The organism is Escherichia sp. KTE31 (assembly GCF_000407925.1).
Lineage (GTDB): Bacteria > Pseudomonadota > Gammaproteobacteria > Enterobacterales > Enterobacteriaceae > Escherichia > Escherichia ruysiae.
This window is the reverse complement of the sequence record NZ_KE136722.1, coordinates 608,742-635,451: the sequence shown is the minus strand read 5'-3', so window position 1 is coordinate 635,451 and position 26,710 is coordinate 608,742. Positions and strand designations below refer to the sequence as shown.

At 53.2% G+C, this 26,710-nt stretch carries 26 protein-coding genes; 9 read left to right on the top strand and 17 right to left on the bottom strand.

Annotated features, from left to right (window positions below; genetic code table 11):
• Nucleotides 1–33 precede the first annotated feature (33 nt).
• Nucleotides 34–174, bottom strand: coding sequence for a YjjY family protein (yjjY, locus tag WES_RS0120920; protein WP_001303782.1), 141 nt, complete (start codon nucleotides 172–174; stop codon nucleotides 34–36).
• Nucleotides 175–269: 95 nt separating this feature from the next.
• On the opposite strand from yjjY, the gene arcA reads away from it, so the two are divergent.
• On the top strand, nucleotides 270–986 hold the full coding sequence (arcA, locus tag WES_RS17790; protein ID WP_001194358.1) for a two-component system response regulator ArcA: 717 nt from the start codon (nucleotides 270–272) through the stop codon (nucleotides 984–986).
• A gap of 57 nt (nucleotides 987–1,043) precedes the next feature.
• Here the strand turns inward: arcA and creD are convergent, their stop codons facing one another.
• Genes creD through creA form a run of 4 tightly spaced genes read right to left on the bottom strand, consistent with a single transcriptional unit; the run spans nucleotide 1,044 to nucleotide 5,053 of the window.
• Nucleotides 1,044–2,396, bottom strand: a complete 1,353-nt coding sequence (creD, locus tag WES_RS17795) for a cell envelope integrity protein CreD (RefSeq protein WP_016159429.1) — start codon at nucleotides 2,394–2,396, stop codon at nucleotides 1,044–1,046.
• Nucleotides 2,397–2,453: 57 nt separating this feature from the next.
• A complete protein-coding gene (gene creC / locus WES_RS17800; protein WP_001219556.1) occupies nucleotides 2,454–3,878 on the bottom strand; it encodes a two-component system sensor histidine kinase CreC in 1,425 nt (474 codons plus the stop codon).
• Entirely contained in the window at nucleotides 3,878–4,567 is a 690-nt protein-coding gene (gene creB, locus WES_RS17805; RefSeq protein WP_016159430.1) for a two-component system response regulator CreB, read from the bottom strand. The genes creC and creB overlap by 1 nt, the downstream gene beginning before the upstream one ends.
• Nucleotides 4,568–4,579: 12 nt before the next feature.
• The gene (gene creA, locus WES_RS17810) at nucleotides 4,580–5,053 is read right to left on the bottom strand and encodes a protein CreA (protein WP_000875485.1); all 474 of its coding nucleotides are present in this window, start codon (nucleotides 5,051–5,053) and stop codon (nucleotides 4,580–4,582) included.
• A 211-nt stretch (nucleotides 5,054–5,264) separates the two neighbouring features.
• Here creA and robA point away from each other — a divergent pair, with 211 nt between their 5' ends.
• Nucleotides 5,265–6,134, top strand: a complete 870-nt coding sequence (robA, locus tag WES_RS17815) for an MDR efflux pump AcrAB transcriptional activator RobA (RefSeq protein ID WP_000371672.1) — start codon at nucleotides 5,265–5,267, stop codon at nucleotides 6,132–6,134.
• On the opposite strand, the gene gpmB is transcribed toward robA, so the two are convergent.
• Nucleotides 6,131–6,778, bottom strand: coding sequence for a 2,3-diphosphoglycerate-dependent phosphoglycerate mutase GpmB (gene gpmB / locus WES_RS17820; protein ID WP_000942335.1), 648 nt, complete (start codon nucleotides 6,776–6,778; stop codon nucleotides 6,131–6,133). The two genes, robA and gpmB, sit on opposite strands and share 4 nt — an antisense overlap.
• 51 nt (nucleotides 6,779–6,829) lie before the next feature.
• On the opposite strand from gpmB, the gene yjjX reads away from it, so the two are divergent.
• The gene (gene yjjX / locus WES_RS17825) at nucleotides 6,830–7,351 is read left to right on the top strand and encodes an inosine/xanthosine triphosphatase (RefSeq protein WP_000546620.1); all 522 of its coding nucleotides are present in this window, start codon (nucleotides 6,830–6,832) and stop codon (nucleotides 7,349–7,351) included.
• Nucleotides 7,352–7,435: 84 nt separating this feature from the next.
• On the opposite strand, the gene trpR is transcribed toward yjjX, so the two are convergent.
• Both trpR and sltY read right to left on the bottom strand, forming a co-directional pair.
• Nucleotides 7,436–7,762 carry a trp operon repressor gene (gene trpR / locus WES_RS17830; protein ID WP_000068670.1) on the bottom strand — a complete coding sequence of 109 codons (327 nt, stop codon included), beginning with the start codon at nucleotides 7,760–7,762 and terminating at the stop codon, nucleotides 7,436–7,438.
• An 89-nt stretch (nucleotides 7,763–7,851) separates the two neighbouring features.
• Nucleotides 7,852–9,789, bottom strand: a complete 1,938-nt coding sequence (sltY, locus tag WES_RS17835; RefSeq protein WP_016159432.1) for a murein transglycosylase — start codon at nucleotides 9,787–9,789, stop codon at nucleotides 7,852–7,854.
• A 210-nt stretch (nucleotides 9,790–9,999) separates the two neighbouring features.
• Between sltY and ettA the strand changes: the two genes are divergently transcribed.
• The gene (gene ettA / locus WES_RS17840) at nucleotides 10,000–11,667 is read left to right on the top strand and encodes an energy-dependent translational throttle protein EttA (RefSeq protein ID WP_000046759.1); all 1,668 of its coding nucleotides are present in this window, start codon (nucleotides 10,000–10,002) and stop codon (nucleotides 11,665–11,667) included.
• A 119-nt stretch (nucleotides 11,668–11,786) separates the two neighbouring features.
• Here the strand turns inward: ettA and nadR are convergent, their stop codons facing one another.
• From nadR to serB, 3 genes are read right to left on the bottom strand one after another with little or no spacing between them, the layout of a single operon-like run.
• Nucleotides 11,787–13,019 (bottom strand): multifunctional transcriptional regulator/nicotinamide-nucleotide adenylyltransferase/ribosylnicotinamide kinase NadR, encoded by a 1,233-nt coding sequence (gene nadR / locus WES_RS17845; RefSeq protein ID WP_000093822.1) that lies wholly within the window; start codon nucleotides 13,017–13,019, stop codon nucleotides 11,787–11,789.
• A 20-nt stretch (nucleotides 13,020–13,039) separates the two neighbouring features.
• Entirely contained in the window at nucleotides 13,040–14,422 is a 1,383-nt protein-coding gene (gene radA / locus WES_RS17850; RefSeq protein WP_001029698.1) for a DNA repair protein RadA, read from the bottom strand.
• A gap of 48 nt (nucleotides 14,423–14,470) precedes the next feature.
• Nucleotides 14,471–15,439, bottom strand: coding sequence for a phosphoserine phosphatase (serB, locus tag WES_RS17855; RefSeq protein ID WP_001132951.1), 969 nt, complete (start codon nucleotides 15,437–15,439; stop codon nucleotides 14,471–14,473).
• A 105-nt stretch (nucleotides 15,440–15,544) separates the two neighbouring features.
• Here serB and WES_RS23890 point away from each other — a divergent pair, with 105 nt between their 5' ends.
• The 3 genes from WES_RS23890 to WES_RS0120915 all read left to right on the top strand — a co-directional run bounded on the left by WES_RS23890 (nucleotide 15,545) and on the right by WES_RS0120915 (nucleotide 17,528).
• A complete protein-coding gene (locus WES_RS23890; protein ID WP_000124619.1) occupies nucleotides 15,545–16,189 on the top strand; it encodes a YtjB family periplasmic protein in 645 nt (214 codons plus the stop codon).
• A gap of 27 nt (nucleotides 16,190–16,216) precedes the next feature.
• Entirely contained in the window at nucleotides 16,217–17,233 is a 1,017-nt protein-coding gene (gene lplA, locus WES_RS23885; protein WP_016159433.1) for a lipoate--protein ligase, read from the top strand.
• Nucleotides 17,234–17,321: 88 nt separating this feature from the next.
• Entirely contained in the window at nucleotides 17,322–17,528 is a 207-nt protein-coding gene (locus tag WES_RS0120915; RefSeq protein ID WP_237710329.1) for a helix-turn-helix domain-containing protein, read from the top strand.
• A 71-nt stretch (nucleotides 17,529–17,599) separates the two neighbouring features.
• Here WES_RS0120915 and deoD read toward each other — a convergent pair whose 3' ends face one another.
• From deoD to deoC, 4 genes are all read right to left on the bottom strand, one after another.
• Nucleotides 17,600–18,319, bottom strand: a complete 720-nt coding sequence (deoD, locus tag WES_RS17870; protein WP_000224882.1) for a purine-nucleoside phosphorylase — start codon at nucleotides 18,317–18,319, stop codon at nucleotides 17,600–17,602.
• A gap of 79 nt (nucleotides 18,320–18,398) precedes the next feature.
• Nucleotides 18,399–19,622 (bottom strand): phosphopentomutase, encoded by a 1,224-nt coding sequence (gene deoB / locus WES_RS17875; protein WP_000816471.1) that lies wholly within the window; start codon nucleotides 19,620–19,622, stop codon nucleotides 18,399–18,401.
• A gap of 51 nt (nucleotides 19,623–19,673) precedes the next feature.
• Nucleotides 19,674–20,996, bottom strand: coding sequence for a thymidine phosphorylase (gene deoA / locus WES_RS17880; RefSeq protein WP_000477829.1), 1,323 nt, complete (start codon nucleotides 20,994–20,996; stop codon nucleotides 19,674–19,676).
• Between the two features lie 232 nt (nucleotides 20,997–21,228).
• Nucleotides 21,229–22,008, bottom strand: coding sequence for a deoxyribose-phosphate aldolase (gene deoC / locus WES_RS17885; RefSeq protein WP_001298497.1), 780 nt, complete (start codon nucleotides 22,006–22,008; stop codon nucleotides 21,229–21,231).
• Between the two features lie 257 nt (nucleotides 22,009–22,265).
• Here deoC and WES_RS17890 point away from each other — a divergent pair, with 257 nt between their 5' ends.
• Together WES_RS17890 and WES_RS17895 are read left to right on the top strand one after the other, a co-directional pair.
• The gene (locus tag WES_RS17890; RefSeq protein ID WP_016159434.1) at nucleotides 22,266–23,816 is read left to right on the top strand and encodes a YjjI family glycine radical enzyme; all 1,551 of its coding nucleotides are present in this window, start codon (nucleotides 22,266–22,268) and stop codon (nucleotides 23,814–23,816) included.
• The gene (locus WES_RS17895; protein ID WP_016159435.1) at nucleotides 23,788–24,651 is read left to right on the top strand and encodes a YjjW family glycine radical enzyme activase; all 864 of its coding nucleotides are present in this window, start codon (nucleotides 23,788–23,790) and stop codon (nucleotides 24,649–24,651) included. The genes WES_RS17890 and WES_RS17895 overlap by 29 nt, the downstream gene beginning before the upstream one ends.
• A 112-nt stretch (nucleotides 24,652–24,763) precedes the next feature.
• On the opposite strand, the gene WES_RS17900 is transcribed toward WES_RS17895, so the two are convergent.
• Together WES_RS17900 and WES_RS17905 are read right to left on the bottom strand one after the other, a co-directional pair.
• Entirely contained in the window at nucleotides 24,764–25,546 is a 783-nt protein-coding gene (locus tag WES_RS17900; protein WP_016159436.1) for a metal-dependent hydrolase, read from the bottom strand.
• Nucleotides 25,543–26,616, bottom strand: a complete 1,074-nt coding sequence (locus WES_RS17905) for a patatin-like phospholipase family protein (RefSeq protein ID WP_016159437.1) — start codon at nucleotides 26,614–26,616, stop codon at nucleotides 25,543–25,545. Before WES_RS17905 ends, WES_RS17900 begins: the two co-directional genes overlap by 4 nt.
• Nucleotides 26,617–26,710: the final 94 nt, after the last annotated feature.

Here is a 26,710-nt window from a genome sequence, read left to right as displayed (position 1 = left end):
AGTTTTATTGGGTGTCCGGCACGTCTTAGCCTGTTATGTCGCTGTTAAAATGGTTAGGATGACAGCCGTTTTTGACACTGTCGGGTCCTGAGGGAAAGTACCCACGACCAAGCTAATGATGTTGTTGACGTTGATGGAAAGTGCATCAAGAACGCAATTACGTACTTTAGTCATGTTACGCCGATCATGTTAATTTGCAGCATGTATCAGGCAGGTCAGGGACTTTTGTACTTCCTGTTTCGATTTAGTTGGCAATTTAGGTAGCAAACATGCAGACCCCGCACATTCTTATCGTTGAAGACGAGTTGGTAACACGCAACACGTTGAAAAGTATTTTCGAAGCGGAAGGCTATGATGTTTTCGAAGCGACAGATGGCGCGGAAATGCATCAGATCCTCTCTGAATATGACATCAACCTGGTGATCATGGATATCAATCTGCCGGGTAAGAACGGTCTTCTGTTAGCGCGTGAACTGCGCGAGCAGGCGAATGTTGCGTTGATGTTCCTGACTGGCCGTGACAACGAAGTCGATAAAATTCTCGGCCTCGAAATCGGTGCAGACGATTACATCACCAAACCGTTCAACCCGCGTGAATTGACTATCCGTGCACGCAACTTGCTGTCTCGTACAATGAATCTGGGTACTGTCAGCGAAGAACGTCGTAGCGTTGAAAGCTACAAGTTCAATGGTTGGGAACTGGACATCAACAGCCGTTCGTTGATCGGCCCTGATGGCGAGCAGTACAAACTGCCGCGCAGCGAGTTCCGCGCCATGCTTCACTTCTGTGAAAACCCAGGCAAAATTCAGTCTCGTGCTGAACTGCTGAAGAAAATGACCGGCCGTGAGCTGAAGCCGCACGACCGTACTGTAGACGTGACAATCCGTCGTATTCGTAAGCATTTCGAATCTACGCCGGATACGCCGGAAATCATCGCCACCATTCACGGTGAAGGTTATCGCTTCTGCGGTGATCTGGAAGATTAATCGGCTTACCACCGTCAAAAAAACGGCGCTTTTTAGCGCCGTTTTTATTTTTCAACATTATTTCCAGATACGTAACTCATCGTCCATTGTGGCTTCTTTGCTGGTTTTCATTTTCGGCAGTGAAAACGCATACCAGTCGATATTACGTGTCACAAACATCATGCCTGCCAGCGCCACCACCAGCACACTGGTTCCCAACAACAGCGCGCTATCGGCAGAATTCAGCAGTCCCCACATCACGCCATCCAGCAACAACAGCGCGAGGGTAAACAACATGCTGTTGCGCCAGCCTTTTAATACTGCCTGCAAGTAAATACCGTTCATTAACGCCCCAATCAGACTGGCGATTATCCAGGCCACGGTAAAACCGGTATGTTCAGAAAGCGCCAGCAGGAGCAAATAAAACATCACCAATGACAGCCCTACCAGCAAATATTGCATCGGGTGTAAACGCTTTGCCGTTAATGTTTCAAAGACAAAGAAGGCCATAAAAGTTAGTGAGATCAGCAAAATAGCGTACTTGGTCGCCCGATCCGTTAATTGATACTGATCGGCTGGCGTAGTGACTGCGACGCTAAACGCCGGGAAATTTTCCCAGCCGCTATCATTGCCTGAAGCAAAACGCTCACCGAGATTATTAGCAAACCAGCTACTTTGCCATTGCGCCTGAAAACCGGACGCACTTATTTCCCGTTTCGCTGGCAAAAAATCGCCTAAAAAACTGGGGTGCGGCCAGTTGCTGGTTAAGGTCATCTCGCTATTACGTCCCGTCGGAACCACAGAAAAATCACCAGTACCGCTTAAATTCAGCGCCATATTCAGCTTCAGGTTCTGCTTCAGCCAGTCTCCTTCGGGTAAAGGGATATGCACGCCCTGCCCGCCTCGCTCTAACCCGGTGCCGGGTTCAATAGTCAACGCCGTTCCGTTAAGTTCAGGCGATTTCACCACGCCAATGCCACGCGCGTCACCAACGCTAATCACGATAAACGGCTTGCCTAAGGTGATATTTGGCGCATTAAGTTCGCTAAGACGCGAAACGTCAAAATCGGCTTTCAGCGTTAAATCACTGTGCCAGACCTGGCCGGAATAAATACCGATCTTCCGTTCTTCCACATTCTGATTACCATCAACCATCAACGACTCCGGTAACCAGAAACGGATAAAACTCCGCTTGCGCTCCACAGTTTTATCCTCTTCCTGCACCGTATAAAGCTCGGTCACAGGAATAGCGATAAGCGGCCCAACCAACTTTTGTGGCCCGCTGGTGCTTTGACGAATCGCATCTTCAACATCGCTACGGTAATCGGCACGTTCGACAATCACCTGCCGAATCAACATTAATGGAATCAACAACAGCAACACCGCGCCAAACAAAGTGGTCATTTTCCAGAACAGGGGGGATTTCAACATAGTCTTCTCCTTTGCAATGACGGCAGTGTATGAAGGCTATGTGGGAAGAATTTGAAGTTATGTGAAGTGACGGTGAAGCCGAAGCGAGGCCAGCACACCGCCTTCCGGCATGTTGTGCAGCGTGACTTCGCCATTGAGCAAACGGGCAACTTCGCTGACAAACGCCAGCCCCAGCCCACTGCTTTTTTGCCCATTTGCACGCGGCAAAGAGTAAAAGCGTTCAAAAATGCGCGGCAGTGCGTAGTCAGGAATGCCACTGCCGGTATCCTGCACCTTAAGCGTGACTTGCTCCTGATCTGCCACAGCACTAAGCGTTATGCAGCCATGATCGGGAGTGAAATCGATGGCGTTATCCAGTAAATTCCCCAGCGCCTGCTCCAGTAACGCAGGTTCAGCAGCAACGTTAACCTCAATGGGCATAACATGCAGAGTGATATTTTTTTCTGCCAGCTGCACGGTGCGCGCTTCGCTGATGCGGTTAAATAATGCCGCTACATCAACCGCAGAAAGAACCACTTCCTGGCGATTCTCCAGTCTTGCCTGACGTAATAACGTTTCCACCAGTGCCTGCATTCGCGCATTTTGCGTCAAAATATTATCGGTAAAGCGAGCCACTACTTCCGGTGGTGGGCCTTCACGTAAAATTTCCGCCGCGCCACGAATCGCCGCCAGTGGGCTTTTTAGCTCATGGGTTAATGCGTAAACATACTGCTCAATATAGTTTTTCCCTTCCAGCTTCACGCGCATACTTTCCAGCGCCTGCGCTAACTTACGCAGCTCGCTACTGCCGAGTTCAGGGAGAGGAACGGGTTTATTGTCGGTAACGGAATCAGCATAGCGGGTGAGCCGGGCAATGGAGCGGTTGATCCACCAAACCATTCCCGCGCCAATCACCAGCGCAATCCCCAACAAAATGGTACTCGCCCATAAAATTCGCCGCTCACTGCGTTTAATGACCGGCGCCATCGCTGCGTTCGGTTTGCCTACGCTCAAAACACCAATTAGCCGCGAGCCGTCCATAATCGGCGCGGCAACATACATTACAGAACTTTCGGGGTCGGCAGGATTTTGCAAAGTGCTACGCGCGCCATACTGACCACGCAACGTTAACCAGACATCATTCCAGCGGGAATAATCCTGCCCCACAGCTTTATTTGCCGAATCGAACAATACTTTGCCCTGCGCATCGGTCATATAGACATGGTATTCATTGCGCACTTTGTTAATGCCGCCGATATTGGCGCGAAACGGGCGATTTTGTAGCTGGTTAAACGCCTGCGCCAGTTGTCCATGCTCGGGGTCACCAGAGAGCAAATCGGGACGCGCCAGCTCCGCCAGCAACGTTGCGGTGTCGATCAGCGTCCCTTCCGTCGCCCTTCGCACGCCCGGTTTAACTTCTTTGACAAAAATTGCCAGTACGAACCAGGCCGCCACCGCCACCAGTAAAAAATAGCCCAGCAACAGGCGCATCCCGATGCGCATTACAGGCTCCTCAGACTGTATCCCATTCCGCGATGAGTATTAATCGGCGAAAGGTCGGGATTTATAGCGCGCAGTTTGGCGCGCAGCGTTTTGATGTGAGTATCGACGGTGCGATCGTAAGTGTCCTGTGCATCTTCCCAGACGCTATCCATCAATTGCTGGCGTGACCAGACGCGGCCTGGCGACTTGAGTAACGTCTTCAGCAATAAAAACTCATACCGCGTTAGCGTTAATGGCGTGTCAAACCAGCTTATCTGCGCCGCAGGTTCATTCAGTTCAAAATGACCAATACGGATGACGGGAGACGGCGTAGAAAACTTCTTCACCCGACGCAGTAAGGTGCGCACTCTGGCGCACACTTCGCGGGGTGAAAATGGTTTAGCCACGTAGTCGTCAGCGCCAATCTCCAGCCCAAGCAGGCGATCCACCTCTTCACTACGGGCGGTCAGAAACAGCACGGGCAACGCAGGATGCAGCGCCAGCAACTGGCGACACAGTTCGAAACCGCTAATATCAGGCAGGCCGACATCGAGAATGATAACGTCAGGAACCTGCAGGCGCGCTTTATCCAGCGCCGGTAAGCCCCGTTCAAAGAATTCGACGGCAAAACCTTCCTGCTGCAACATGTAGACCAGCGTGTCGGCTATCCCTTGCTCGTATTCCACTAACCAGACCGTTTCCCGTTGCATAAATCGCCTCTGTTATTGTCGCCACGGCATGACAGGAACGGCGCTGATGGCATTTTTCGGTGAACCATCGACAACTTTGTCGGAGTAAGCCAGGTAAGCGAGCGCGTTGCGTTTGGCGTCATAGAAACGCACGACCTGTAACGACTTAAAGACCAGAGAAGTCCGTTTTTTGAACACGACTTCACCCTGAGCTTTGCCGTTTTTAATGCGATCCGACAGTTCAATCGGCCCTACCTGCTGGCAGGAAATGGCCGCATCGGAAGTATCTTCCGCCAGACCTAATCCTCCTTTAATACCGCCGGTTTTCGCCCGACTCACATAACAGGTGACGTTTTTCACATCGGGATCGTCAAAGGCTTCTACGACAATTTTGTGATCCGGGCCGATCATTTTAAATACGGTGTCGACCGAACCAATTTCTTCCGCATGAGCCAATGGCCCCAGCATTATCAGGCTTAAGGACAAGATCAAATGCTTGTATTTCATATTGTTACCATTTTTATAAGTTACACTGAGCAATTAGTTCGTCACGATAAATAACATATTGATTAAGAACAAAATCTCAATTCTTTTATCTCCGTCAAGACCTAAAACATACTCTGCTAAGAAAAAAACACTGAATGCTAAAACAGCAAAAAATGCTATTATCCAATTACCTGATGTCAGGTGCTCGTTGTTGAAAGGATGAGGATATTTTATGGATCAGGCCGGCATTATTCGCGACCTTTTAATCTGGCTGGAAGGTCATCTGGATCAGCCCCTGTCGCTCGACAATGTAGCGGCGAAAGCAGGTTATTCCAAGTGGCACTTACAGAGAATGTTTAAAGATGTCACTGGCCATGCTATTGGCGCGTATATTCGTGCTCGTCGTTTGTCGAAATCGGCGGTCGCACTACGCCTGACTGCGCGTCCGATTCTGGATATCGCGCTGCAATACCGCTTCGACTCTCAACAGACATTTACCCGCGCATTCAAGAAGCAGTTTGCCCAGACTCCCGCACTTTACCGCCGTTCTCCTGAATGGAGCGCCTTTGGTATTCGCCCGCCGCTACGTCTGGGTGAATTTACCATGCCAGAGCACAAATTTGTCACCCTGGAAGATACGCCGCTGATTGGTGTTACCCAGAGCTACTCCTGCTCGCTGGAGCAAATCTCTGATTTCCGCCACGAAATGCGCTACCAGTTCTGGCACGATTTTCTCGGTAACTCGCCAACCATTCCGCCAGTGCTTTACGGTTTGAACGAAACGCGTCCAAGCCAGGATAAAGACGACGAGCAAGAAGTGTTTTACACCACGGCTCTGGCTCGGGATCAAGCCGACGGCTATGTACTGACCGGGCATCCGGTGCTGTTGCAGGGCGGCGACTATGTGATGTTTACCTACGAAGGTCTGGGAACCGGCGTGCAGGAGTTTATTCTGACGGTATACGGAACCTGTATGCCGATGCTCAACCTGACTCGCCGTAAAGGCCAGGATATTGAGCGATACTACCCGGCAGAAGATGCCAAAGCGGGAGATCGCCCAATTAATCTGCGCTGCGAGCTGCTTATTCCGATACGTCGTTAACGCTGTAGCTCGTCTAATGCAGGGGCGTCCAGATGCGAGATGTCCCCTGCAGTTTCAACGACCCAGCCAGATGCCAGCCACAGGCTTTCCTGATAATCCACGCGCGAAATAGAACAGTTACGCAGACGTAAGCGTCGTTCTGCCCATGCCGGTAAGCCCAGAATGGTACTCACCAGGCATCCCAGCGCGATACCGTGGCTCACCAGCAGCGGTCGGCTTCCCGGTGGTAAATCCCGACAAGATTCCAGTGCTGCGTTAACGCGATCGCTAAGTTCCTGCATCGACTCGCCTTCAGGAATACGCCCGTCAACGGTGCCATTGACGAGCTGACGACGCCAGTTCTCTTCTTCTTCAGTCAAAGAGTCAATGTGTCTTTTCTCCAGCACGCCCATATTTAACTCACGCAAGCGGGAATCAAAGATGATGTCACAACCACAAGCCTGGGCGATGATTTCCGCCGTACGCCGGGTGCGGCCTAAATCACTACTGATAATATGCGTAATGCCAAGCTCTTTGGCACGGTTCGCCACCTGCATTGCCTGTTGCTCACCTTTTGCAGTCAGCGGGCTGTCAGACTGGCCCTGAATACGTCGCTCGGCGTTCCACTGGGTTTCACCGTGGCGGACAAGGTATACCTGTAACATGCTTTTTTTCCGTATACTGCTTTAACGTTAATTTTGTGAGTAATCCTGATTATGCACCATGTTGTCTGTGCGACCACCAATCCCGCTAAAATTCAGGCCATTCTGCAGGCATTTCACGAGATCTTCGGCGAAGGATCCTGCCACATTGAGTCCGTTGCCGTCGAGAGCGGCGTACCGGAACAGCCCTTTGGCAGTGAGGAAACGCGCGCTGGCGCACGAAATCGGGTAGCAAATTCCCGTCATTTACGCCCAGAGGCTGATTTTTGGGTAGCGATTGAAGCGGGTATTGATGGTGACAGCACCTTCAGTTGGGTGGTGATTGAAAACGCCAGCCAGCGTGGTGAAGCGCGTTCAGCAACTTTGCCGTTGCCTGCGGTGATTCTGGAGAAAGTGCGTGAAGGTGAGGCGCTTGGCCCCGTGATGTCGCGCTATACCGGCATTGATGAGATTGGTCGTAAAGAAGGAGCAATCGGCGTGTTTACCGCCGGGAAACTCACCCGCACCAGCGTCTATCACCAGGCGGTGATCCTGGCGCTGAGTCCGTTTCATAATGCGGTGTATCAGCCATTGTAGGACGGAGAAGGCGTTCACGCCGCATCCGGCATTCGGTGCACGATGCCTGATGCGACGCTGGCGCGTCTTATCAGGCCTACAAAATCAATCGCTTTTCAGCAGCACTTCTTCCAGCCACTGGCGCAACTCGACGGGCGCGGCTTTCAGGCTGTTCGATCCACGAGTAATGGTCGCAATGCCCGCGCCGAGTTCGTTTTTTAACTCACGCTGGCTCATTTCACCGCGCAACAACTCTTCTACGATACGCACGCGAGTCCCCAACGCTTCGCGCTCATCCGGCGTCAGCATCAGGTTTAACAGCGGTAAATGGAGATCGTTTTCGTAGGCATTCTTAAGCAGGTCAACAAAACGTAACCACTCCTGGTGACGCTGTTCTGCCATCGCTGCTGAATAGGGTGATTGTTGAGCCATAGTGTGTCGCCATTGTTAGCGGGGGAAGCAAAATGCCTCCCCCGGTTGTACTCGCAAAAGAGTACGATAGCATATCATAAACGGGCGGTTCAGTAACGACGCCCCCATTCTGTGGCGCTCAAAAGCGTCGGTTTATCGCCCATGAAATAGCGATAATACGCGTCATAAGCCAGCACGTTCTTCACATAACCGCGCGTCTCGGAGAACGGGATACTCTCGACAAACGCCACCGCGTCGATACGTCCGGCGCTGTTGCCAAGCCAGGTGCGTACCCGTCCTGGTCCAGCGTTATAGGCTGCCGATGAGAAAATGCGGTTATTACCAAACTGCTGATAAACATATTGCAGGTAACTGGTGCCAATGTTGATGTTCGTTTCCGGATCCAGCAATTGTCCTGGGCTGCTGTAACCTGGAATCGAGAACATTTTCACCGTATGGGTCGCTGTGCCCGGCATAATCTGCATCAGACCGCTGGCGCCTACCGGCGACTTCACTTTCGGATTCCAGGCGCTCTCCTGGCGAGCAATCGCCATTGCATAGCTTTGCGGGATATCTTTGCCACTGGTGTAGCGTTTAAAAAGATCGTTGTAGGCCAGCGGGAATCGCTCTTCCAGATGATCCCACAGTTTCCCGGCGATCGTCGCCTGAACGCTAAGATCCCACCATTGGTTGTTGAAAGCATACCGCGCCAACTGTGCCTGCTCTGTTTTTGACTTGCTCTTCACCAGATTGGCCCACTCGCTACGCGCGGTATTATCGAGATTCCAGTACATCAACTCGCGCACGCGCGCCATCTCCGGCCCCTGAGTCAGAGCACTGTCGATATTCTGCGGCGCTTTATCAATCTTCAGCTCATACTCTTCGCCGATCCGCTGTGCAGCAACCATCGGGTAGAAACCACGCTGTTGCATGAGTTGATGCAAAATCTCTTTTGCTTCCGCTTCACGACCGCGTTCCAGCAGTAAATCCGCTTGCCAGTAGCGCCATTCATCTTTCTCTTTCGCTTCCATTGGCAAGCGTGCCAGCCAGGTATTCAGGCCAGAACGGTCGCCAGTGCCAAGCGCCATCCGCACGCGTCGTTCAATTAACGACGTGGATTGCGAACGCATAATTGCGTCATCGCGCCATTTCGCCTGCTCGTCGGTGACGTCATTGCCCATCAGACGCCAGGCGACGATATCGCGTAGCTCCTGAATCTGATCTTCATTAAGCTGCTGCGCCTGGGCAAGCGACGGGATCATCAGTCGTGCGTTTTCTGCATCCTGGCGCGCCACGCTGGCAAACGCCACCGCTGCCATCTGGCGGGTAAAATCAGTCGCTCCGGTAGTACGCGCGAAGGTCAGCACTGTATTGGGATCGTTCGCCAGAGAAATAATCGCCGAGGCGATAGTTTGATAATCGGCAGGCATCTGACCTGCGAGTACCGTCACTAATCCGGTATTGCCCGCTTTCATCGCCAGGCGGATACGCTCTAAATAAGCCAGTGGCTCTTGCTTACCGGACGCGCGCCAGACGCTAAACAACTTATCGCAAGCGTTAGGCTGGCTCTTGCCGGTTAGCCACAGCTCTTTCGCCCCCTGCCAGGCTTCTTCGCTCTGCCCGGTGTTCCATTTCGCATAGTAGTAATTACATTGCGCTTCGGTAGTCCCTGGTTTTTCCGGGCTAAAAGCTAACAAGCCACGCCAGTCTTCACGCCGCGCCAGCTCATTGACGAAACGAGATTGTAGTGCGCGAGCCGGAGGAAGCGTTGGGTTAGCGCGAACAAAGTTAGTGACCGTGACCGCTGGTTGATTCATCAGATCATCGGTGATCTGGCGGTATTCCAGGTAGGGATAAAGTGGATAATCCTTCAGGGATGGCATCATTTGTTCGACCACATCCATTTGTCGATTATCCCAGGCCTGCTTGATTTGCGCGTAACGGCTACGCTGCTCATCCAGTGAGTCGGCTCGCGCCACGCTGCTGACCGTCAGCAGACAGACACCGGCAGCCAACAGCCGCCAGGTAACTTGTTTGGCTTTTTCCACAAGCGCATCCTCTAAGTGTAAATACATCAATGCAGCGTCATGCCGCCTAATAGATTTATGCTAACCAGTCATTGCCGTTTGCGCCACGTTATGGACACTTTTTTACTTTTATCGGGAGGGTGATCGACCGGCTGGGATTAGATAAGGAAACAGGCTACACTTCGCCTTTGAAAACTCATCATCACGATAAACATAGAGGCGAAGTCCAACGTGGCTCAATTCGTTTATACCATGCATCGTGTCGGCAAAGTTGTTCCGCCGAAACGTCATATTTTGAAAAACATCTCTCTGAGTTTCTTCCCTGGGGCAAAAATCGGCGTCCTGGGTCTGAACGGCGCCGGTAAGTCCACCCTGCTGCGCATTATGGCGGGCATCGATAAAGATATCGAAGGTGAAGCGCGTCCGCAGCCGGATATCAAGATTGGTTATCTGCCGCAGGAACCGCAGCTGAACCCGGAACACACCGTGCGTGAGTCCATTGAAGAAGCGGTCTCTGAAGTGGTTAACGCCCTGAAACGCCTGGATGAAGTGTATGCGTTATACGCCGATCCGGATGCCGATTTCGACAAGCTGGCCGCTGAACAGGGTCGTCTGGAAGAGATCATTCAGGCTCACGACGGTCATAACCTGAATGTGCAACTGGAGCGTGCGGCGGATGCGCTGCGTCTGCCAGACTGGGAGGCGAAAATCGCTAACCTCTCCGGTGGTGAGCGTCGTCGCGTGGCATTGTGCCGCCTGCTGCTGGAAAAACCAGACATGCTGCTGCTCGACGAACCAACTAACCACCTGGATGCCGAATCCGTAGCGTGGCTGGAACGCTTCCTGCACGACTTCGAAGGCACCGTTGTGGCGATTACCCACGACCGTTACTTCCTCGATAACGTTGCGGGCTGGATCCTCGAACTTGACCGTGGCGAAGGTATTCCGTGGGAAGGTAACTACTCGTCCTGGCTGGAGCAGAAAGATCAGCGTCTGGCGCAGGAAGCTTCGCAAGAAGCAGCACGTCGTAAGTCGATTGAAAAAGAGCTGGAGTGGGTACGTCAGGGGACTAAAGGCCGTCAGTCGAAAGGTAAAGCACGTCTGGCGCGCTTTGAAGAGCTGAACAACACCGAATATCAGAAACGTAACGAAACCAACGAACTGTTTATTCCACCTGGACCGCGTCTGGGCGATAAAGTGCTGGAAGTCAGCAACCTGCGTAAATCCTACGGCGATCGCCTGCTGATTGATAACCTGAGCTTCTCGATCCCGAAAGGGGCGATCGTCGGGATCATCGGTCCGAACGGCGCGGGTAAATCGACCCTGTTCCGTATGATCTCTGGTCAGGAACAGCCGGACAGCGGCACCATCACTTTAGGTGAAACGGTGAAACTGGCGTCAGTTGATCAGTTCCGTGACTCAATGGATAACAGCAAAACCGTATGGGAAGAAGTTTCCGGCGGGCTGGATATCATGAAGATCGGCAACACCGAGATGCCAAGCCGTGCTTACGTAGGCCGCTTTAACTTTAAAGGGGTTGATCAGGGTAAACGCGTTGGCGAACTTTCCGGCGGTGAGCGCGGTCGTCTGCATCTGGCGAAGCTGCTGCAGGTTGGCGGCAACATGCTGCTGCTCGACGAACCGACCAACGACCTGGATATCGAAACCCTGCGCGCGCTGGAAAACGCCCTGCTGGAGTTCCCGGGCTGCGCGATGGTTATCTCGCACGACCGTTGGTTCCTCGACCGTATCGCGACGCACATTCTGGATTATCAGGATGAAGGTAAAGTTGAGTTCTTCGAAGGTAACTTTACCGAGTACGAAGAGTACAAGAAACGCACGCTGGGCGCAGATGCGCTGGAGCCGAAGCGTATCAAGTACAAGCGTATTGCGAAGTAATTTGTAAAATGCCGGATGCGGCGTGAACGCCTTATCCGGCCTACAAGCCCAGTGATTTCAATAGGTTGCAAAACAGTAGGCCTGATAAGACGCGTCAGCGTCGCATCAGGCATTGGGTCTTAACCCTGCTCCCCCATCATCTCCCGCACCAGCTCCACGCAGCGCAGGAAACGGCTGTCGTAATCGTCTTCTTCAACCCGCACAAATTCGATATTGTTCTCTTCCAGCATCTCTACCAGCAAGTTCTGGAACTCTTTACGATCCACTGAGCTACCGAGGCTACGTAAACCATCCGCCACCCACGGAGTGTTGTTTTCCAGCAGGATCACCAGATCAAAACGGTATTCATCGATCAGCGCCTGCACGAACGGATGCTCACGCCCTTCATACTTTTTGCAGAACGCCTGAGTTGTCACAAAATCGGTGTCGATAAATGCCACTTTATTGGCATATTTCACTGCAAAATCAATATATTGCGCGTGACCCAGCGCAATTTTATCGTAGTCGGAATACTGCAACGCGATCTCATCGCCACCGAGGTGCGAAAAGACATAATCGCGACCAAACTCCCACGCACTGGTGGTGTTGAAGATGTTGGCGAGTTTGTTTACCAGGGTGGATTTACCGCTCGACTCGCCGCCGAGGATCGCCACGGTACGCACAAAGAACGGTTTCACTTCGGTAGGAATATATTCCCAATAGCGGAACGGGTTTTCACGGATCTGCGCTCCGCTGATACTCATAAAGGTGCGTTTCGGATCGACAAGCACCGTTTCGATCCCCAGATGTTCCAGGTACTGTGGTGCGTCGGTCTCTTCCGAGGTGTAGATCAAATCCGGCTGAATGCCTTTTTCGGCCATAAAATTTTTGATGCCATTGCTCCACACGTCCCAGCCGTGCGGATACGGCTCCATGCCCTCTTCGTTGAAAGCATGAATGCGGATATTTTTCTGATATTTAAAGGTTTGCAATAACCAGCGCAGACGATCCGGCACCGTTGGCTGCTGCGACATGGCGCTGTCTTCAAACAACGCGCGGTCGCGAGTATCGTCAAAGCCCATAATGATATGCAGCTCGTCAACCTGGCTACAGGCGCGCTGGATAAGGTAGATATGTCCGGTATGCAGCGGGTAGAACTTACCGAATACGACACCAATGGTTTTCTTCTGCCGGGGAAATTCAAGCCCCAAAAAACGGTGCAACGCCTCCAGTTTTTGCGCACTGGGGCTTTTGATTTTGGCATTCAGTAACTGGCTTAAATACCCTTTGGTCATACCGCTGGCATCAGCTACCTGCTGTAACGTGCAGCCTTGTTGCTTAATAGCGGTTTTCAGGTAATCAAATGACGACATATCTCCCTCCGTATCTCTCATTATAAGTCGTCGAACACGCTAAGCGCGTCGGAGAGTTTTTTAACGCCAAAAATCTGCATCCCTTCCGGCGCTTTTTTCGGCACGTTGGCCGCCGGAACAATCGCCCGGCGAAAACCGTGTTTCGCCGCTTCAGAGATTCGTTCCTGACCGCTGGGCACCGGGCGGATCTCTCCTGCCAGCCCCACTTCGCCAAACACCACCAGATCCTGCGGCAGCGGCCTGTCGCGCAGGCTGGAAACCATCGCCAGCAGTAACGCTAAGTCGGCGCTGGTTTCCGTTACCTTCACGCCGCCGACCACGTTCACAAATACATCCTGATCAGCCATTTGCAGACCGCCGTGACGGTGCAGCACCGCCAGCAGGATCGCCAGACGGTTTTGTTCCAGCCCGACCGCCACGCGGCGTGGGTTCGCCATCATCGAGTGATCGACCAGCGCCTGAATCTCCACCAGCAGCGGGCGCGTCCCTTCCCATACCACCATCACTGAACTGCCAGAGGTCACTTCATCGCCACGGCTTAAGAAGATTGCCGAAGGATTGCTGACTTCACGCAGTCCCTGTTCGGTCATCGCGAATACGCCCAGCTCATTCACCGCGCCGAAGCGGTTTTTATGGCTGCGTAAGGTGCGAAAACGGGAGTCGGCATCGCCATCCAAAAGCACCGAACAGTCGATACAGTGTTCCAGCACTTTCGGGCCAGCCAGCGAGCCATCTTTGGTTACGTGCCCAACCATGACAATCGCCACACCGCGCGTTTTGGCGAAGCGCGTCAGATAAGCCGCCGTTTCCCGCACCTGCGCCACGCTGCCAGGCGAAGACTGAACATCCGCCATATGCATCACCTGGATGGAGTCGATCACCATCAGCTTCGGCTGCTCTTCTTCGGCAATCAGGCAGATTTGTTCGATGCTGGTTTCAGACAACATATTGAGATTGTCAGTCGGCAGGCCGAGACGATGAGCGCGCATTGCCACCTGTTGCAGCGACTCTTCGCCAGTGACATACAGCGTTTTCATCTGCTGCGCCAGTTTGCACAGCGTTTGCAGCAGCAGCGTGGATTTCCCCGCCCCTGGGTTACCGCCAATCAAAATGGCGCTTCCCGGCACCACCCCGCCGCCTAATACGCGGTCGAACTCTTTAAATCCGGTGGAAAAACGCGGCAGTTCTTCAAGGCTGATATCGGAGAGTTTCTGGACTTTCGCTACTCCCGCGCTACCGGCATAGCCACTGAGACGCTCGTTACGCGCCACCGTTGGCGACGCAGCAAGACGCACCTCGGTGATGGTGTTCCAGGCATGGCAGGCGCTGCACTGCCCCTGCCAGCGCGGATAATCTGCCCCGCATTCATTACAAACAAAGGCGCGTTTTGGAGCTTTTGCCACGGTGTACCTCGTTAATGCTGTGCTGCCCGCAGGATGGCGGGCGTGCAATTACTTCTGATTCAGGCTGCCGGAGAGGATGCAGAATACGCCCATCAGGTCAGCGTGACGGATGGTGACTTCCGTCTTTTCATTCACTTTTGGCTTGGCATGGTAGGCAATCCCCAGCCCTGCTGCTTTGATCATCGGCAGGTCGTTGGCACCATCGCCAATCGCCACGGTCTGCGCCTGCGGGATTTCATACTCCTGCGCGAGGCGGGTCAGGGTTTTCGCTTTATATTGCGCGTCAACGATGTCGCCGATCACATTGCCGGTAAATTTACCGTCCATGATCTCCAGTTCATTGGCTACTACGGCGGTCAGGCGCAGCTTGTCGCGCAGGTATTCAGCAAAGAAGGTAAAGCCGCCGGAGGCAATCGCCACTTTCCAGCCCAGCGTTTCCAGCTTGAGTACCAGCTGCGTTAAGCCTGGCATCAGCGGCAGATTTTCACGTACCTGAAGCAAAATGTTCGCATCAGCGCCTTTCAGCGTCGCCACGCGGCTGCGCAGGCTGGCGGTAAAATCAAGTTCGCCGCGCATCGCCCGTTCGGTTACTTCCGCCACCATCTCGCCCGTTCCGGCCAGTTTGGCAATTTCATCGATACATTCAATCTGGATGGCGGTGGAGTCCATGTCCATCACCAGCAGCCCAGGTGTGCGCAGATGCGGAATTTTCCCCAGCGGCGCGACATCCAGTTGTGCTTCATGAGCCAGGCGTGTAGCCCGCGCGGTAAGCGAACCTGCCAGACGAATCACCTGATAATCTTCCACGCACCAGGCGGCAACAATCACCATCGCCGCGCCCAGTTTGCTCTGGTACTGGGTCAGACGTTGTTTATCCAGCCCACGACCATACAGCAGCCAGCCGCTACGACCTGCGTGGTAATCCAGTGGCATCACTTCATCACCACTTAATGAAAGAGGCAAACCAGGCCATAAAGAGACATCTTCAGGCAGGTCGCACCAGGTAATGTTAGGCATTAAGGCTCCTGTAAAATCGTTCGAAGCAGGGAAAATAACGCATGAGGCTACCTTGTATCCATTGCTTCTGGCAACATTAAGTCTCAAATTTTCAAAGGGTGGAAGATGGCTCGCACAAAACTGAAATTCCGGCTACATCGGGCAGTGATTGTCCTGTTCTGCCTCGCCTTGTTAGTGGCGCTGATGCAGGGGGCGTCATGGTTTAGTCAAAACCACCAGCGACAGCGTAATCCGCAACTTGAAGAACTGGCCCGCACCCTGGCGCGTCAGGTGACGCTGAACGTTGCGCCGCTAATGCGTACCGACTCTCCGGATGAAAAACGCATTCAGGCAATCCTCAGCCAGTTAACAGACGAAAGCCGCATCCTCGACGCGGGCGTGTATGACGAACAAGGAGATCTTATCGCCCGCGCAGGCGAAAGCGTCGAAGTGCGCGATCGACTGGCGCTCGACGGTAAAAAAGCGGGCGGCTATTTTAACCAGCAGATTGTCGAACCGATTGCCGGGAGAAATGGTCCGCTCGGCTACCTGCGCCTGACGCTCGACACCCATACGCTCGCCACCGAAGCCAAACAGGTGGATAACACCACTAACATTTTACGCCTGATGTTGCTGCTCTCGCTGGCAATCGGCGTGGTGCTTACCCGCACGTTGTTGCAGGGTAAGCGCACCCGCTGGCAGCAATCCCCCTTCCTGTTAACCGCCAGCAAACCGGTGCCGGAAGAGGAAGAAAGCGAGAAAAAAGAGTGACCCATTACTACAAGAAAGGAAATCGTTATGTCCACATTACGCCTGCTTATTTCTGACTCTTACGACCCGTGGTTTAACCTGGCGGTTGAGGAATGTATTTTTCGCCAGATGCCCGCCACGCAGCGCGTTCTGTTTCTCTGGCGCAATGCCGACACCGTAGTGATTGGTCGCGCACAAAACCCGTGGAAAGAGTGTAATACCCGGCGGATGGAAGAAGATAACGTCCGACTGGCGCGGCGCAGTAGCGGCGGTGGCGCGGTGTTCCACGATCTCGGCAATACCTGCTTTACCTTTATGGCTGACAAGCCGGAGTACGATAAAACCATCTCCACGTCGATTGTGCTCAATGCGCTGAACGCGCTCGGCGTCACCGCCGAAGCCTCCGGGCGCAACGATCTGGTGGTGAAAACCGCCGAAGGCGACCGCAAAGTCTCAGGCTCGGCCTATCGCGAAACCAAAGATCGTGGCTTCCACCACGGCACCTTGCTGCTCAATGCCGACCTCAGCCGCCTGGCAAACTATCTCAATCCGGATAAAAAGAAACTGGCAGCGAAAGGCATTACCTCGGTACGTTCCCGCGTGACCAATCTGACCGAATTGCTACCGGGAATTACCCATGAGCAAATTTGCGAGGCCATAACCGAGGCTTTTTTCGCTCATTATGGCGAGCGCGTGGAAGCAGAAGTCATCTCCCCGGACAAAACGCCAGACCTGCCAAACTTCGCCGAAACCTTTGCCCGCCAGAGTAGCTGGGAGTGGAACTTCGGTCAGGCTCCGGCATTTTCGCATCTGCTGGATGAACGCTTTAGCTGGGGTGGCGTGGAACTGCATTTCGACGTCGAAAAAGGCCATATCACCCGCGCCCAGGTGTTTACCGATAGCCTCAACCCCGCACCGCTGGAAGCTCTCGCCGGACGACTGCAAGGCTGCCTTTACCGCGCAGATATGCTGCAACAAGAGTGCGAAGCTCTGCTGGTTGACTTCCCGGAACAGGAAAAAGAGCTACGGGAATTGTCGGCGTGGATGGCTGGGGCAGTACGGTAATTTGCTGATTAAAATACCAAAGGAAGGGAATATGATCGATATGGAAAAGCAGAAACGGGAGATTATCAACTTAATGTTCAGCTAGCGTATTTCCTGGCTAGCCGCTGTGCGTATCAGGCATAAATTATCGCTTGCTGAATTAAGTAAAATGTTAGGTATCTCGATTAACTCTCTAAAACGGATAGAAAAGACGGAGCGGCTTAGCTCAAACATCAAAAGCAAAATGGCAGGAATTTATGGTTGTCCGCCAGAGTTGCTGATATGCCCTTCCTGGATGACGGCTGAACATACATGAATAGATACTAAAAAGCCGGAGCAGTCACCCGCTCCGGCTGAACACGACAATCGCCTTTCAGCGAAAAACAATTACTCTTTATCGCCCAGCAGAACTGATTCCAGTGCGATTTTGATCATGTCGTTGAAGGTGGTCTGACGCTCTTCAGCAGTGGTCTGCTCGTGAGTGCGGATGTGGTCAGATACGGTGCAGATAGCCAGGGCTTTCGCACCAAATTCTGCTGCTACGCCGTAGATACCAGCCGCTTCCATTTCCACGCCGAGGATGCCGTATTTTTCCATCACGTCGAACATTTCGCCGTCCGGAGAGTAGAACAGGTCAGCGGAGAACAGGTTACCAACGCGAGCATCAACGCCCAGAGCTTTAGCCGCGTCTACCGCGTTACGCACCATGTCAAAGTCAGCGATAGCTGCAAAGTCATGGTCTTTAAAACGGATGCGGTTAACTTTGGAGTCGGTGCAGGCACCCATACCAATCACCACGTCACGCAGTTTTACGTGCGGCAGAACAGCGCCACAGGAACCCACGCGGATGATTTTCTTCACGCCGAAATCGGTGATCAGCTCTTTGGTGTAGATGGAGCAGGACGGGATACCCATACCGTGACCCATTACGGAAATTTTGCGGCCTTTGTAAGTACCGGTGAAGCCCAGCATACCGCGAACGTTGTTCACTTCACGGACATCTTCAAGGAAAGTTTCAGCAATATACTTCGCACGCAGCGGGTCGCCTGGCATCAAAACTACGTCAGCGAAATCGCCCATTTCTGCATTAATATGTGGGGTAGCCATTGTTTTATCCTTATCAACATGTTTTCACCCTCTCCCTGTGGGAGAGGGCCGGGGTGAGGGCATCAAGCCGCACCCATTATCAGAACATGGCTTTGCCATATTCCATATCAGAAGTACCAAAATATTTTGCCAGAGTCTGACCGATATCCGCGAAGGTTTCACGGTGACCCAGCGAACCCGGTTTTACTTTCGGGCCATACACCAGTACCGGAATGTGTTCACGGGTGTGGTCAGTACCAGTCCAGGTCGGGTCACAACCGTGGTCAGCGGTGAGGATCAGGATATCGTCATCGCGCAGCAGTGACATCAGCTCCGGCAGACGGCGGTCGAACAGTTCCAGACCCGCAGCATAACCCGCGACGTCACGACGGTGGCCCCAGGAAGAGTCGAAGTCAACGAAGTTGGTGAAGACGATGGTGTTATCACCCGCTTCCTTCATCTCTTTAATGGTGGCGTCAAACAGCGCGTCCAGACCGGTCGCTTTCACTTTTTTGGTGATACCGCAGTTAGCGTAGATGTCCGCAATTTTACCGACAGAAACCACCTGGCCGTGTTTTTCATCAACCAGTTTTTGCAGCACGGTCGGTGCTGGCGGTTCAACAGCCAGGTCGTGACGGTTGCCGGTACGCTGGAAGTTACCGGCTTTGTCGCCGATAAACGGACGAGCGATAACACGACCGATGTTGTAGCCGCCGTTGGTCAGCTCTTCACGGGCGATTTCGCACAGTTCGTAGAGTTTATCCAGGCCAAAGGTTTCTTCATGGCAAGCAATCTGGAACACTGAGTCAGCGGAGGTATAGAAAATCGGCTTGCCGGTTTTCATGTGCTCTTCGCCCAGTTGATCCAGGATGACCGTACCGGAAGAGTGGCAGTTACCAAGGTAACCCGGCAGATTAGCGCGTTCGACCAGTTTATCCAGCAGTTCTTGCGGGAAGCTGTTTTCGTGATCGGAGAAATATCCCCACTCAAACAGAACCGGTACACCGGCGATTTCCCAGTGACCAGACGGGGTATCTTTACCGGATGACATTTCGTGCGCCCATGCGTACGCGCCGATAACTTCAGCGTTGCCGTCCATTCCTGCCGGAATGAAACCGGTAGAACCTTCGTGTGCTTTCGCCAGCCCCAGACGGGTCAGATTTGGCAGATTCAGTGGCCCTTTACGACCATTATCAGCTTCGCCTTTAGCACAAGCTTCTGCGATATGACCCAGGGTGTCAGCCCCGACGTCACCAAAGCGTTCTGCATCTTCTGTAGCGCCGATGCCGAATGAGTCCAGCACCATAATAAATGCACGTTTCATATGTTCTCCGTACTCAGTGCTTCAAATTTAAATGATCAGATCAGTATACAATTATTCACTGATACGACGATAGACAGTTGGTGTGCTTTCTGGGGCTTTATCGGCAAGTTTAATTGCCGCTTTCACCGCTTTCGCCGCTTCCTGCCAGCTGTTTTCGTCTTTCGCGTGGATAACCGCCAGCGGACGCTGACCGTCTACCTGGTCGCCCAGACGCGCCATATCAGTAAAGCCGACGCTGTAATCGATGGTGTCAGATGCCTGACGGCGTCCGCCGCCCATTGCAACCACTGCCATCCCCAGCGCGCGGGTATCCATTTCACTAACAAAACCTTCGGTATCAGCATAGACTGCTTTCGTCAGCATGGCTGTCGGCAGATACTTCGCGTAGTTCTCAACAAAGTCAGTCGGGCCTTTTTGTGCCGCGACCATACGACCAAAGACTTCTGCCGCTTTACCGTTGTCCAGCACCGCCTGCAATTTCGCGCGCGCTTCGGCGTCATCTTTCGCCAGTTTGCCGGAGGTAAGCATCTCCACGCACAGCGCCATCGTGACATCAAACAGACGCGGGTTACGATACTCACCCGTCAAGAACTGCACCGCTTCACGCACTTCAACCGCGTTACCGGCACTGGAGGCCAAGACCTGATTCATATCGGTGAGCAGCGCAGTGGTGCGCACGCCAGCGCCGTTAGCCACGCCAACAATCGCTTCGGCGAGGGCTTCAGAGAGTTCGTAGGTCGGCATAAACGCGCCGCTACCCACTTTCACGTCCATCACCAGCGCGTCCAGACCTTCCGCAAGTTTCTTCGCCAGAATAGAGGCGGTGATCAGCGGAATGGAGTCCACGGTTGCGGTAATATCGCGGGTTGCGTAGAAACGTTTATCCGCCGGAGCCAGTGAGCTGGTCTGGCCGATAATTGCCACGCCAACATCTTTAATGATTTCGCGGAAACGGTTGTCATCCGGGAATATATCGAAGCCAGGGATTGATTCCAGTTTGTCGAGCGTACCGCCAGTATGACCGAGGCCACGACCGGAGATCATCGGAATGTAACCACCACAGGCAGCGACCATTGGCCCTAACATCAGCGAAGTCACATCGCCGACGCCGCCGGTGGAGTGTTTATCAACAATCGGGCCATTCAGATGCAGGCTTTTCCAGTCGAGAACGGTTCCTGAATCTCGCATCGCCATCGTCAGCGAGACACGCTCCGGCATTGTCATATCGTGGAAGAAAATGGTCATCGCGAGGGCGGCAATTTGCCCTTCGGAGATAGTGTTGTCGCGAATGCCGTTGATAAAGAAACGAATTTCTTCATCGCTCAGCGCATGACCATCACGTTTTTTACGAATAATTTCTTGTGCGAGAAACAAGGTAACCTCCCGTGGAATAAGTTTGAAGGCGTTGTTGCCAGGTGGCGGATGTTGTTATTGCCTGATGCTGACCGCTTCTTATCATGCCTACACGGCACTCGCCCCGTAGGCCGGATAAGGCGTTCGCGCCGCATCCGGCATCACTGCTGACAGCCTGATGCGACGCTGACGCGTCTTATCAGGCCTACAGGGGCACCCGACCCGTAGCATCCGCCCTCTGGCAAAAGACAGCTTAGTAGCTGCTGGCGCTCTTACCGTCGCCGTGGCCCAGAGCTTTCAGCAGGCTTGCCAGCAGGCTGGAAGCGCCAAAGCGATAGTGACGCGCATCTGCCCAGTCAGCACCGAACAGTTCATCTGCAATCGCGAGATATTTCTGCGCATCTTCCGCAGTACGCACACCGCCCGCCGGTTTGAAACCAACGGTTTTTTCTACGCCCATGTCGCGGATGACTTCCATCATGATGCGCGCGCTTTCCGGCGTCGCATTCACCGCGACTTTACCAGTAGAGGTTTTGATGAAGTCAGCACCCGCTTTGATGGAGATTTCAGACGCTTTGCGGATCAGGGCTTCGTCTTTCAGTTCACCGGTTTCGATGATCACTTTCAGCAGCACGTTCGCCGCTGCGCAAGCCTCTTTACAGGCTTTCACCAGGTCAAAACCAACCTGCTCGTTACCCGCCATCAGCGCACGGTACGGGAACACCACGTCAACTTCATCGGCACCGTAGGCGATTGCCGCACGGGTTTCTGCCAGCGCGATGTCGATATCGTCGTTACCGTGTGGGAAGTTAGTTACCGTAGCAATACGGATTTCCGGGGTGCCCTGCTCTTTCAGAGTCTTGCGAGCAATCGGGATAAAGCGAGGATAGATACAGATAGCGGCGGTATTGCCGACCGGAGTTTTAGCCTGATGACACAGGGCGATCACTTTCTCGTCGGTGTCGTCGTCATTCAGAGTGGTCAGGTCCATCAATTTCAGTGCACGCAGGCTGCTTGCTTTCAGATCAGTCATTTCATTCTCCTGGCTTGTCGCCAATAAAATTCACCTTGCGAGTTTGTTAGTATTCTAACATCGACTCCGCAACACACTTCGATATACATCACAATTAAGAAAATCTACTTACAAATTTGCATTACGGTAATGCGATCTGGTTCAAATAATTCACTTTCAAATGAATGCGCCAGTGGTGGCAAACGCATCAGGATCAAAGTGAACATCACGAAACTTCTTACAATGGCGCATCACCTTCGGCATAAAAGGAAAAGAAGATGCCCACTTCTCATGAAATTGCGCTGCAACAACGTTGCCAGCAAATTGTCACCAGTCCGGTACTTAGCCCAGAGCAGAAGCGCCATTTTCTGGCGCTGGAAGCAGAAAACAATCTGCCTTACCCACAGCTTCCTGCCGAAGCCCGCCGCGCGCTGGATGAAGGCGTAATCTGCGATATGTTTGAAGGTCATGCGCCGTACAAACCGCGCTATGTCTTACCCAATTACGCCCGTTTTCTGGCGAACGGTTCTGAATGGCTGGAGCTGGAAGGCGCGAAAGATCTTGATGATGCACTCTCTCTGCTGACCATTCTTTACCACCACGTTCCTTCGGTCACATCGATGCCGGTCTACCTGGGGCAACTGGATGCGTTGTTGCAACCGTATGTTAGAATTCTAACACAAGACGAGATCGATATTCGAATAAAACGTTTCTGGCGTTACCTCGACAGAACCCTGCCTGACGCCTTTATGCACGCCAATATTGGCCCGTCTGATTCACCCATTACCCGTGCGATTTTACGGGCAGACGCAGAGCTGAAGCAGGTTTCACCCAACCTGACTTTTATCTACGATCCTGAAATCACCCCTGATGACCTGCTGCTGGAAGTGGCGAAAAACATCTGTGAATGTAGCAAACCGCACATCGCCAACGGTCCCGTGCATGATAAAATTTTCACAAAAGGGGGCTACGGGATTGTGAGCTGTTACAACTCACTGCCGTTAGCGGGTGGTGGCAGTACGCTGGTACGCCTCAACCTGAAAGCCATTGCCGAGCGCAGTGAATCGCTGGATGACTTCTTTACGCGCACTCTACCGCACTACTGCCAGCAGCAGATCGCCATCATCGATGCGCGATGTGAATTTCTCTATCAACAATCACACTTCTTTGAGAATAGCTTCCTGGTCAAAGAAGGGTTGATTGATCCTGAACGTTTTGTGCCGATGTTTGGCATGTACGGGCTGGCGGAAGCGGTTAACTTGCTGTGCGAGAAAGAAGGGATTGCCGCGCGCTACGGTAAAGAAGCCGCCGCAAATGAAGTGGGTTATCGCATCAGCGCGCAACTGGCGGAGTTTGTCGCCAGCACGCCAGTGAAATATGGCTGGCAAAAACGCGCCATGTTACACGCACAGTCGGGGATCAGTTCCGATATCGGCACCACGCCGGGGGCGCGCCTGCCGTATGGCGATGAGCCAGATCCAATCACCCATCTGCAAACCGTCGCCCCGCATCATGCATATTATTACTCCGGGATCAGCGACATTCTGACGCTCGACGAAACCATCAAACGTAATCCGCAGGCGCTGGTACAGCTTTGCCTCGGTGCCTTTAAAGCCGGAATGCGCGAATTTACCGCCAACGTCAGCGGTAACGATCTGGTTCGCGTTACCGGTTATATGGTGCGTTTGTCGGATTTAGAAAAATATCGTGCCGAAGGTTCACGCACCAACACCACCTGGCTGGGCGAAGAAGCTGCACGTAACACTCGTATTCTGGAACGCCAGCCGCGCGTGATAAGCCATGAACAGCAGATGCGCTTTAGTCAGTAAGATTATCCCCTTCTCCTGCGTTGACGGGCCAGGCAGTCGTCTGGCTCTGTTTTTGCAGGGCTGCAATCTGCGCTGCAAAAATTGTCACAATCCGTGGACGATGGGACGCTGCAATGATTGCGGGGAATGTGTGCCGCAGTGTCCACATCAGGCGTTGCAGATTGCCGACGGCAAAGTAATGTGGAACGTTGCAGTCTGCGAGCAGTGCGACACCTGCCTGAAGATGTGTCCGCAGAATGCCACGCCGATGGCACAAAGCATGGGCGTGGACGAGGTGCTTAGTCATATCCGCAAAGCGGTGTTGTTTATTGAAGGGATAACGGTGAGCGGCGGCGAAGCCACGACGCAGCTACCGTTTGTGGTGGCGCTGTTTACTGCTATCAAAAATGATCCACAATTGCGCCATCTCACCTGTCTTGTGGACAGTAACGGCATGTTGAGCGAAACCGGCTGGGAAAAATTGCTCCCGGTGTGCGACGGCGCAATGCTCGATCTCAAAGCGTGGGGGAGCGAATGTCATCAACAATTAACCGGACGCGATAATCAGCAGATTAAGCGCAGCATCTATTTGCTGGCAGAGCGCGGCAAGCTGGCGGAACTGCGTTTGCTGGTAATCCCTGGCCAGGTGGATTATTTGCAACACATCGAAGAACTGGCGGTGTTTATCAAGGGACTTGGCGATGTTCCGGTACGCCTGAACGCGTTTCATGCCCACGGCGTGTATGGCGAGGCGCAAAGCTGGGCGAGCGCCACGCCGGAAGATGTTGAGCAGTTGGCTGGCGCGTTACGGGAGCGCGGGGTGAGCCGGTTAATATTTCCGGCGCTGTATTTGTGACATGTCGGATGCGGCCTACGGTTCGGCACAGACTTGTAGGCATGATAAGACGCGTTAATCGTCGCATCAGGCATTATGCGCCGACTGCCGGATGCTGCCTACGAAGGGCAAACTACCCACGAACGCTAAACACCGTATACGTGTTATTAAGCAACGCTTGCGCAATCTCATCCGCCGGTTCCCGGCGCAACTCGCAAAGCACGTCAAACACCCGCGCAGCCTGTTCCGGGCGATTAGGCTGCCCCTGAAAGCCGTTGAGCGGCATATCCGGCGCGTCGGTTTCCAGCAACAACGATGCCAGCGGTAATTTTGCGATGACATCGCGGGTTTTACTGGCGCGTGGATAGGTGATAGTGCCGCCTACGCCGATTTTGTAGCCCAGTTGCACAAACCGTTCGGCCTGTTGCAGGCTGCCAGAAAATCCGTGAACCACGCCAGCACGCGGCAAATCGTGGCGTTTAAGATGCATCGCCAGTTTGTCATGCGTGCGCCGTGAATGAAGGATCACCGGCAGATCGTAGCGTTTCGCCAGCTTAAGTTGTTCGTCGAGCAACCGCTGTTGGCGATCAAATTGTGGATCGTCGCCAAAGAGATCCAGACCTACCTCCCCTACCGCCACCACCTTCGGCGGGCGCTTTTCCAGCGCCTGCTGTAACTGATCCAGAGACGCATCGCTATGTTTTTCCAACATCCCCGGATGCAACCCTAAGGCGGCATACAGCGGCTGATAATTTTCCGCTAACGCCTGCACGCGGGCAAAATTTGCCGCCTCGGTTGCCGGAACAATGATCTTGCCTACGCCCGCTTGTGCCGCGCGTTGCAGGCTGGCCTCTTCATCACCGCTAAAAGGCGGAAAATCAAAATGGCAGTGGGTGTCGATAAAACGGCAAATCAAGCCAGATCCTCGTTGTTAAATGTCGGGTCATTCGCCTGCGGGGCGTCTATCACCTCGGTAACCAGCGTATCGTTGGCGACTGGCGCAGGCGGAATGACGATTGGTTCCGGCGTCGCCACAGGCACCAGATGGCGAGTGAACGGTGCTTTTTCGGTTAGCATTTTACCGACTGTGGCCAGGAAATAGCGACCGCATAAACGCCCAAGTTTATAGTCATCGCGTAGCGCCGGAAGCCGGCTGCCAAGCGCGATGCTATGCAACGGTTTCGGCGGATAAATTTCGAAAATGCGTAACTTGCCGGGCGGTTTCTCAATAAATTGTTGGATGGCGCGATAACTGGTTTCATGATGCTGCACCAGATTGACCAGCGGCTGTAGGCTACTGTCACCCAGCCAACGTTCCATACGTTTAAACCACTGCGGCGTATAGTACATTTGCGACGGCACGGTGCGGATCACCACCAGCGTTTTCGCCCCCTGTCTTGCCGCTTCTTTAACCGGGATCGCATCGCTGACGCCACCATCAAAATAGTTAATCCCATCAAGTGAAACTCCGGTGCGATAAAAACCGGGAATAGCACTGGAGGCGCGAATCAAATCCAGCCAGTTTTGTTTGGTCGGCACAAAGTAGTTCGGCGTGTAATCGTCCTGGCGGCAGGCGCACATATAAAACGATTTGCCGCTATCAAACAACCGCGCAGCGGTATCCATCTGCAACGGCATCTGGCTTGCAGTCGCCTCCACCAGCCAGTCGAGATCGATAAGATTTCCTCCACGGACAAAACGTACTGGATCGAAAAATTCACGTTTTGTGGTGTAGCGCATGATGACTTTACGCGCGTAACCAGGCTGGTTGCAGATATAGGCCGAAAGATTTTGCGCCCCGGCGGACGTGCCAAAATAGAGATCGAAAGGATTAAACTGCGCGCGCATAAACTCATCCAGCACACCAGCCGTGAAAATTCCACGCTGCCCGCCGCCTTCGCACACCAGCGCAATTCGTCCTGGCTGGAACGGCCTTAGCGACAACGGCGCAATATTACCAAGCGTTACAGGTATTCGCTGCCCCACCTCTGCCTTCCTGTTTTTGTTGTGAAAGAATGACAAAGTAACGCAATTTATTATTCGCTAAAACCGCAAAAGCCAGTCCGCTGGACTGGCTTTG

Bases quoted from the DNA above. Each gene is read 5' to 3' on its own strand.
- yjjY (WP_001303782.1), bottom strand. From the start codon at position 174: ATGACTAAAGTACGTAATTGCGTTCTTGATGCACTTTCCATCAACGTC.
- arcA (WP_001194358.1), top strand. From the start codon at position 270: ATGCAGACCCCGCACATTCTTATCGTTGAAGACGAGTTGGTAACACGC.
- creD (WP_016159429.1), bottom strand. From the start codon at position 2,396: ATGTTGAAATCCCCCCTGTTCTGGAAAATGACCACTTTGTTTGGCGCG.
- creC (WP_001219556.1), bottom strand. From the start codon at position 3,878: ATGCGCATCGGGATGCGCCTGTTGCTGGGCTATTTTTTACTGGTGGCG.
- creB (WP_016159430.1), bottom strand. From the start codon at position 4,567: ATGCAACGGGAAACGGTCTGGTTAGTGGAATACGAGCAAGGGATAGCC.
- creA (WP_000875485.1), bottom strand. From the start codon at position 5,053: ATGAAATACAAGCATTTGATCTTGTCCTTAAGCCTGATAATGCTGGGG.
- robA (WP_000371672.1), top strand. From the start codon at position 5,265: ATGGATCAGGCCGGCATTATTCGCGACCTTTTAATCTGGCTGGAAGGT.
- gpmB (WP_000942335.1), bottom strand. From the start codon at position 6,778: ATGTTACAGGTATACCTTGTCCGCCACGGTGAAACCCAGTGGAACGCC.
- yjjX (WP_000546620.1), top strand. From the start codon at position 6,830: ATGCACCATGTTGTCTGTGCGACCACCAATCCCGCTAAAATTCAGGCC.
- trpR (WP_000068670.1), bottom strand. From the start codon at position 7,762: ATGGCTCAACAATCACCCTATTCAGCAGCGATGGCAGAACAGCGTCAC.
- nadR (WP_000093822.1), bottom strand. From the start codon at position 13,019: ATGTCGTCATTTGATTACCTGAAAACCGCTATTAAGCAACAAGGCTGC.
- serB (WP_001132951.1), bottom strand. From the start codon at position 15,439: ATGCCTAACATTACCTGGTGCGACCTGCCTGAAGATGTCTCTTTATGG.
- WES_RS23890 (WP_000124619.1), top strand. From the start codon at position 15,545: ATGGCTCGCACAAAACTGAAATTCCGGCTACATCGGGCAGTGATTGTC.
- lplA (WP_016159433.1), top strand. From the start codon at position 16,217: ATGTCCACATTACGCCTGCTTATTTCTGACTCTTACGACCCGTGGTTT.
- deoD (WP_000224882.1), bottom strand. From the start codon at position 18,319: ATGGCTACCCCACATATTAATGCAGAAATGGGCGATTTCGCTGACGTA.
- deoB (WP_000816471.1), bottom strand. From the start codon at position 19,622: ATGAAACGTGCATTTATTATGGTGCTGGACTCATTCGGCATCGGCGCT.
- deoC (WP_001298497.1), bottom strand. From the start codon at position 22,008: ATGACTGATCTGAAAGCAAGCAGCCTGCGTGCACTGAAATTGATGGAC.
- WES_RS17890 (WP_016159434.1), top strand. From the start codon at position 22,266: ATGCCCACTTCTCATGAAATTGCGCTGCAACAACGTTGCCAGCAAATT.
- WES_RS17895 (WP_016159435.1), top strand. From the start codon at position 23,788: ATGAACAGCAGATGCGCTTTAGTCAGTAAGATTATCCCCTTCTCCTGC.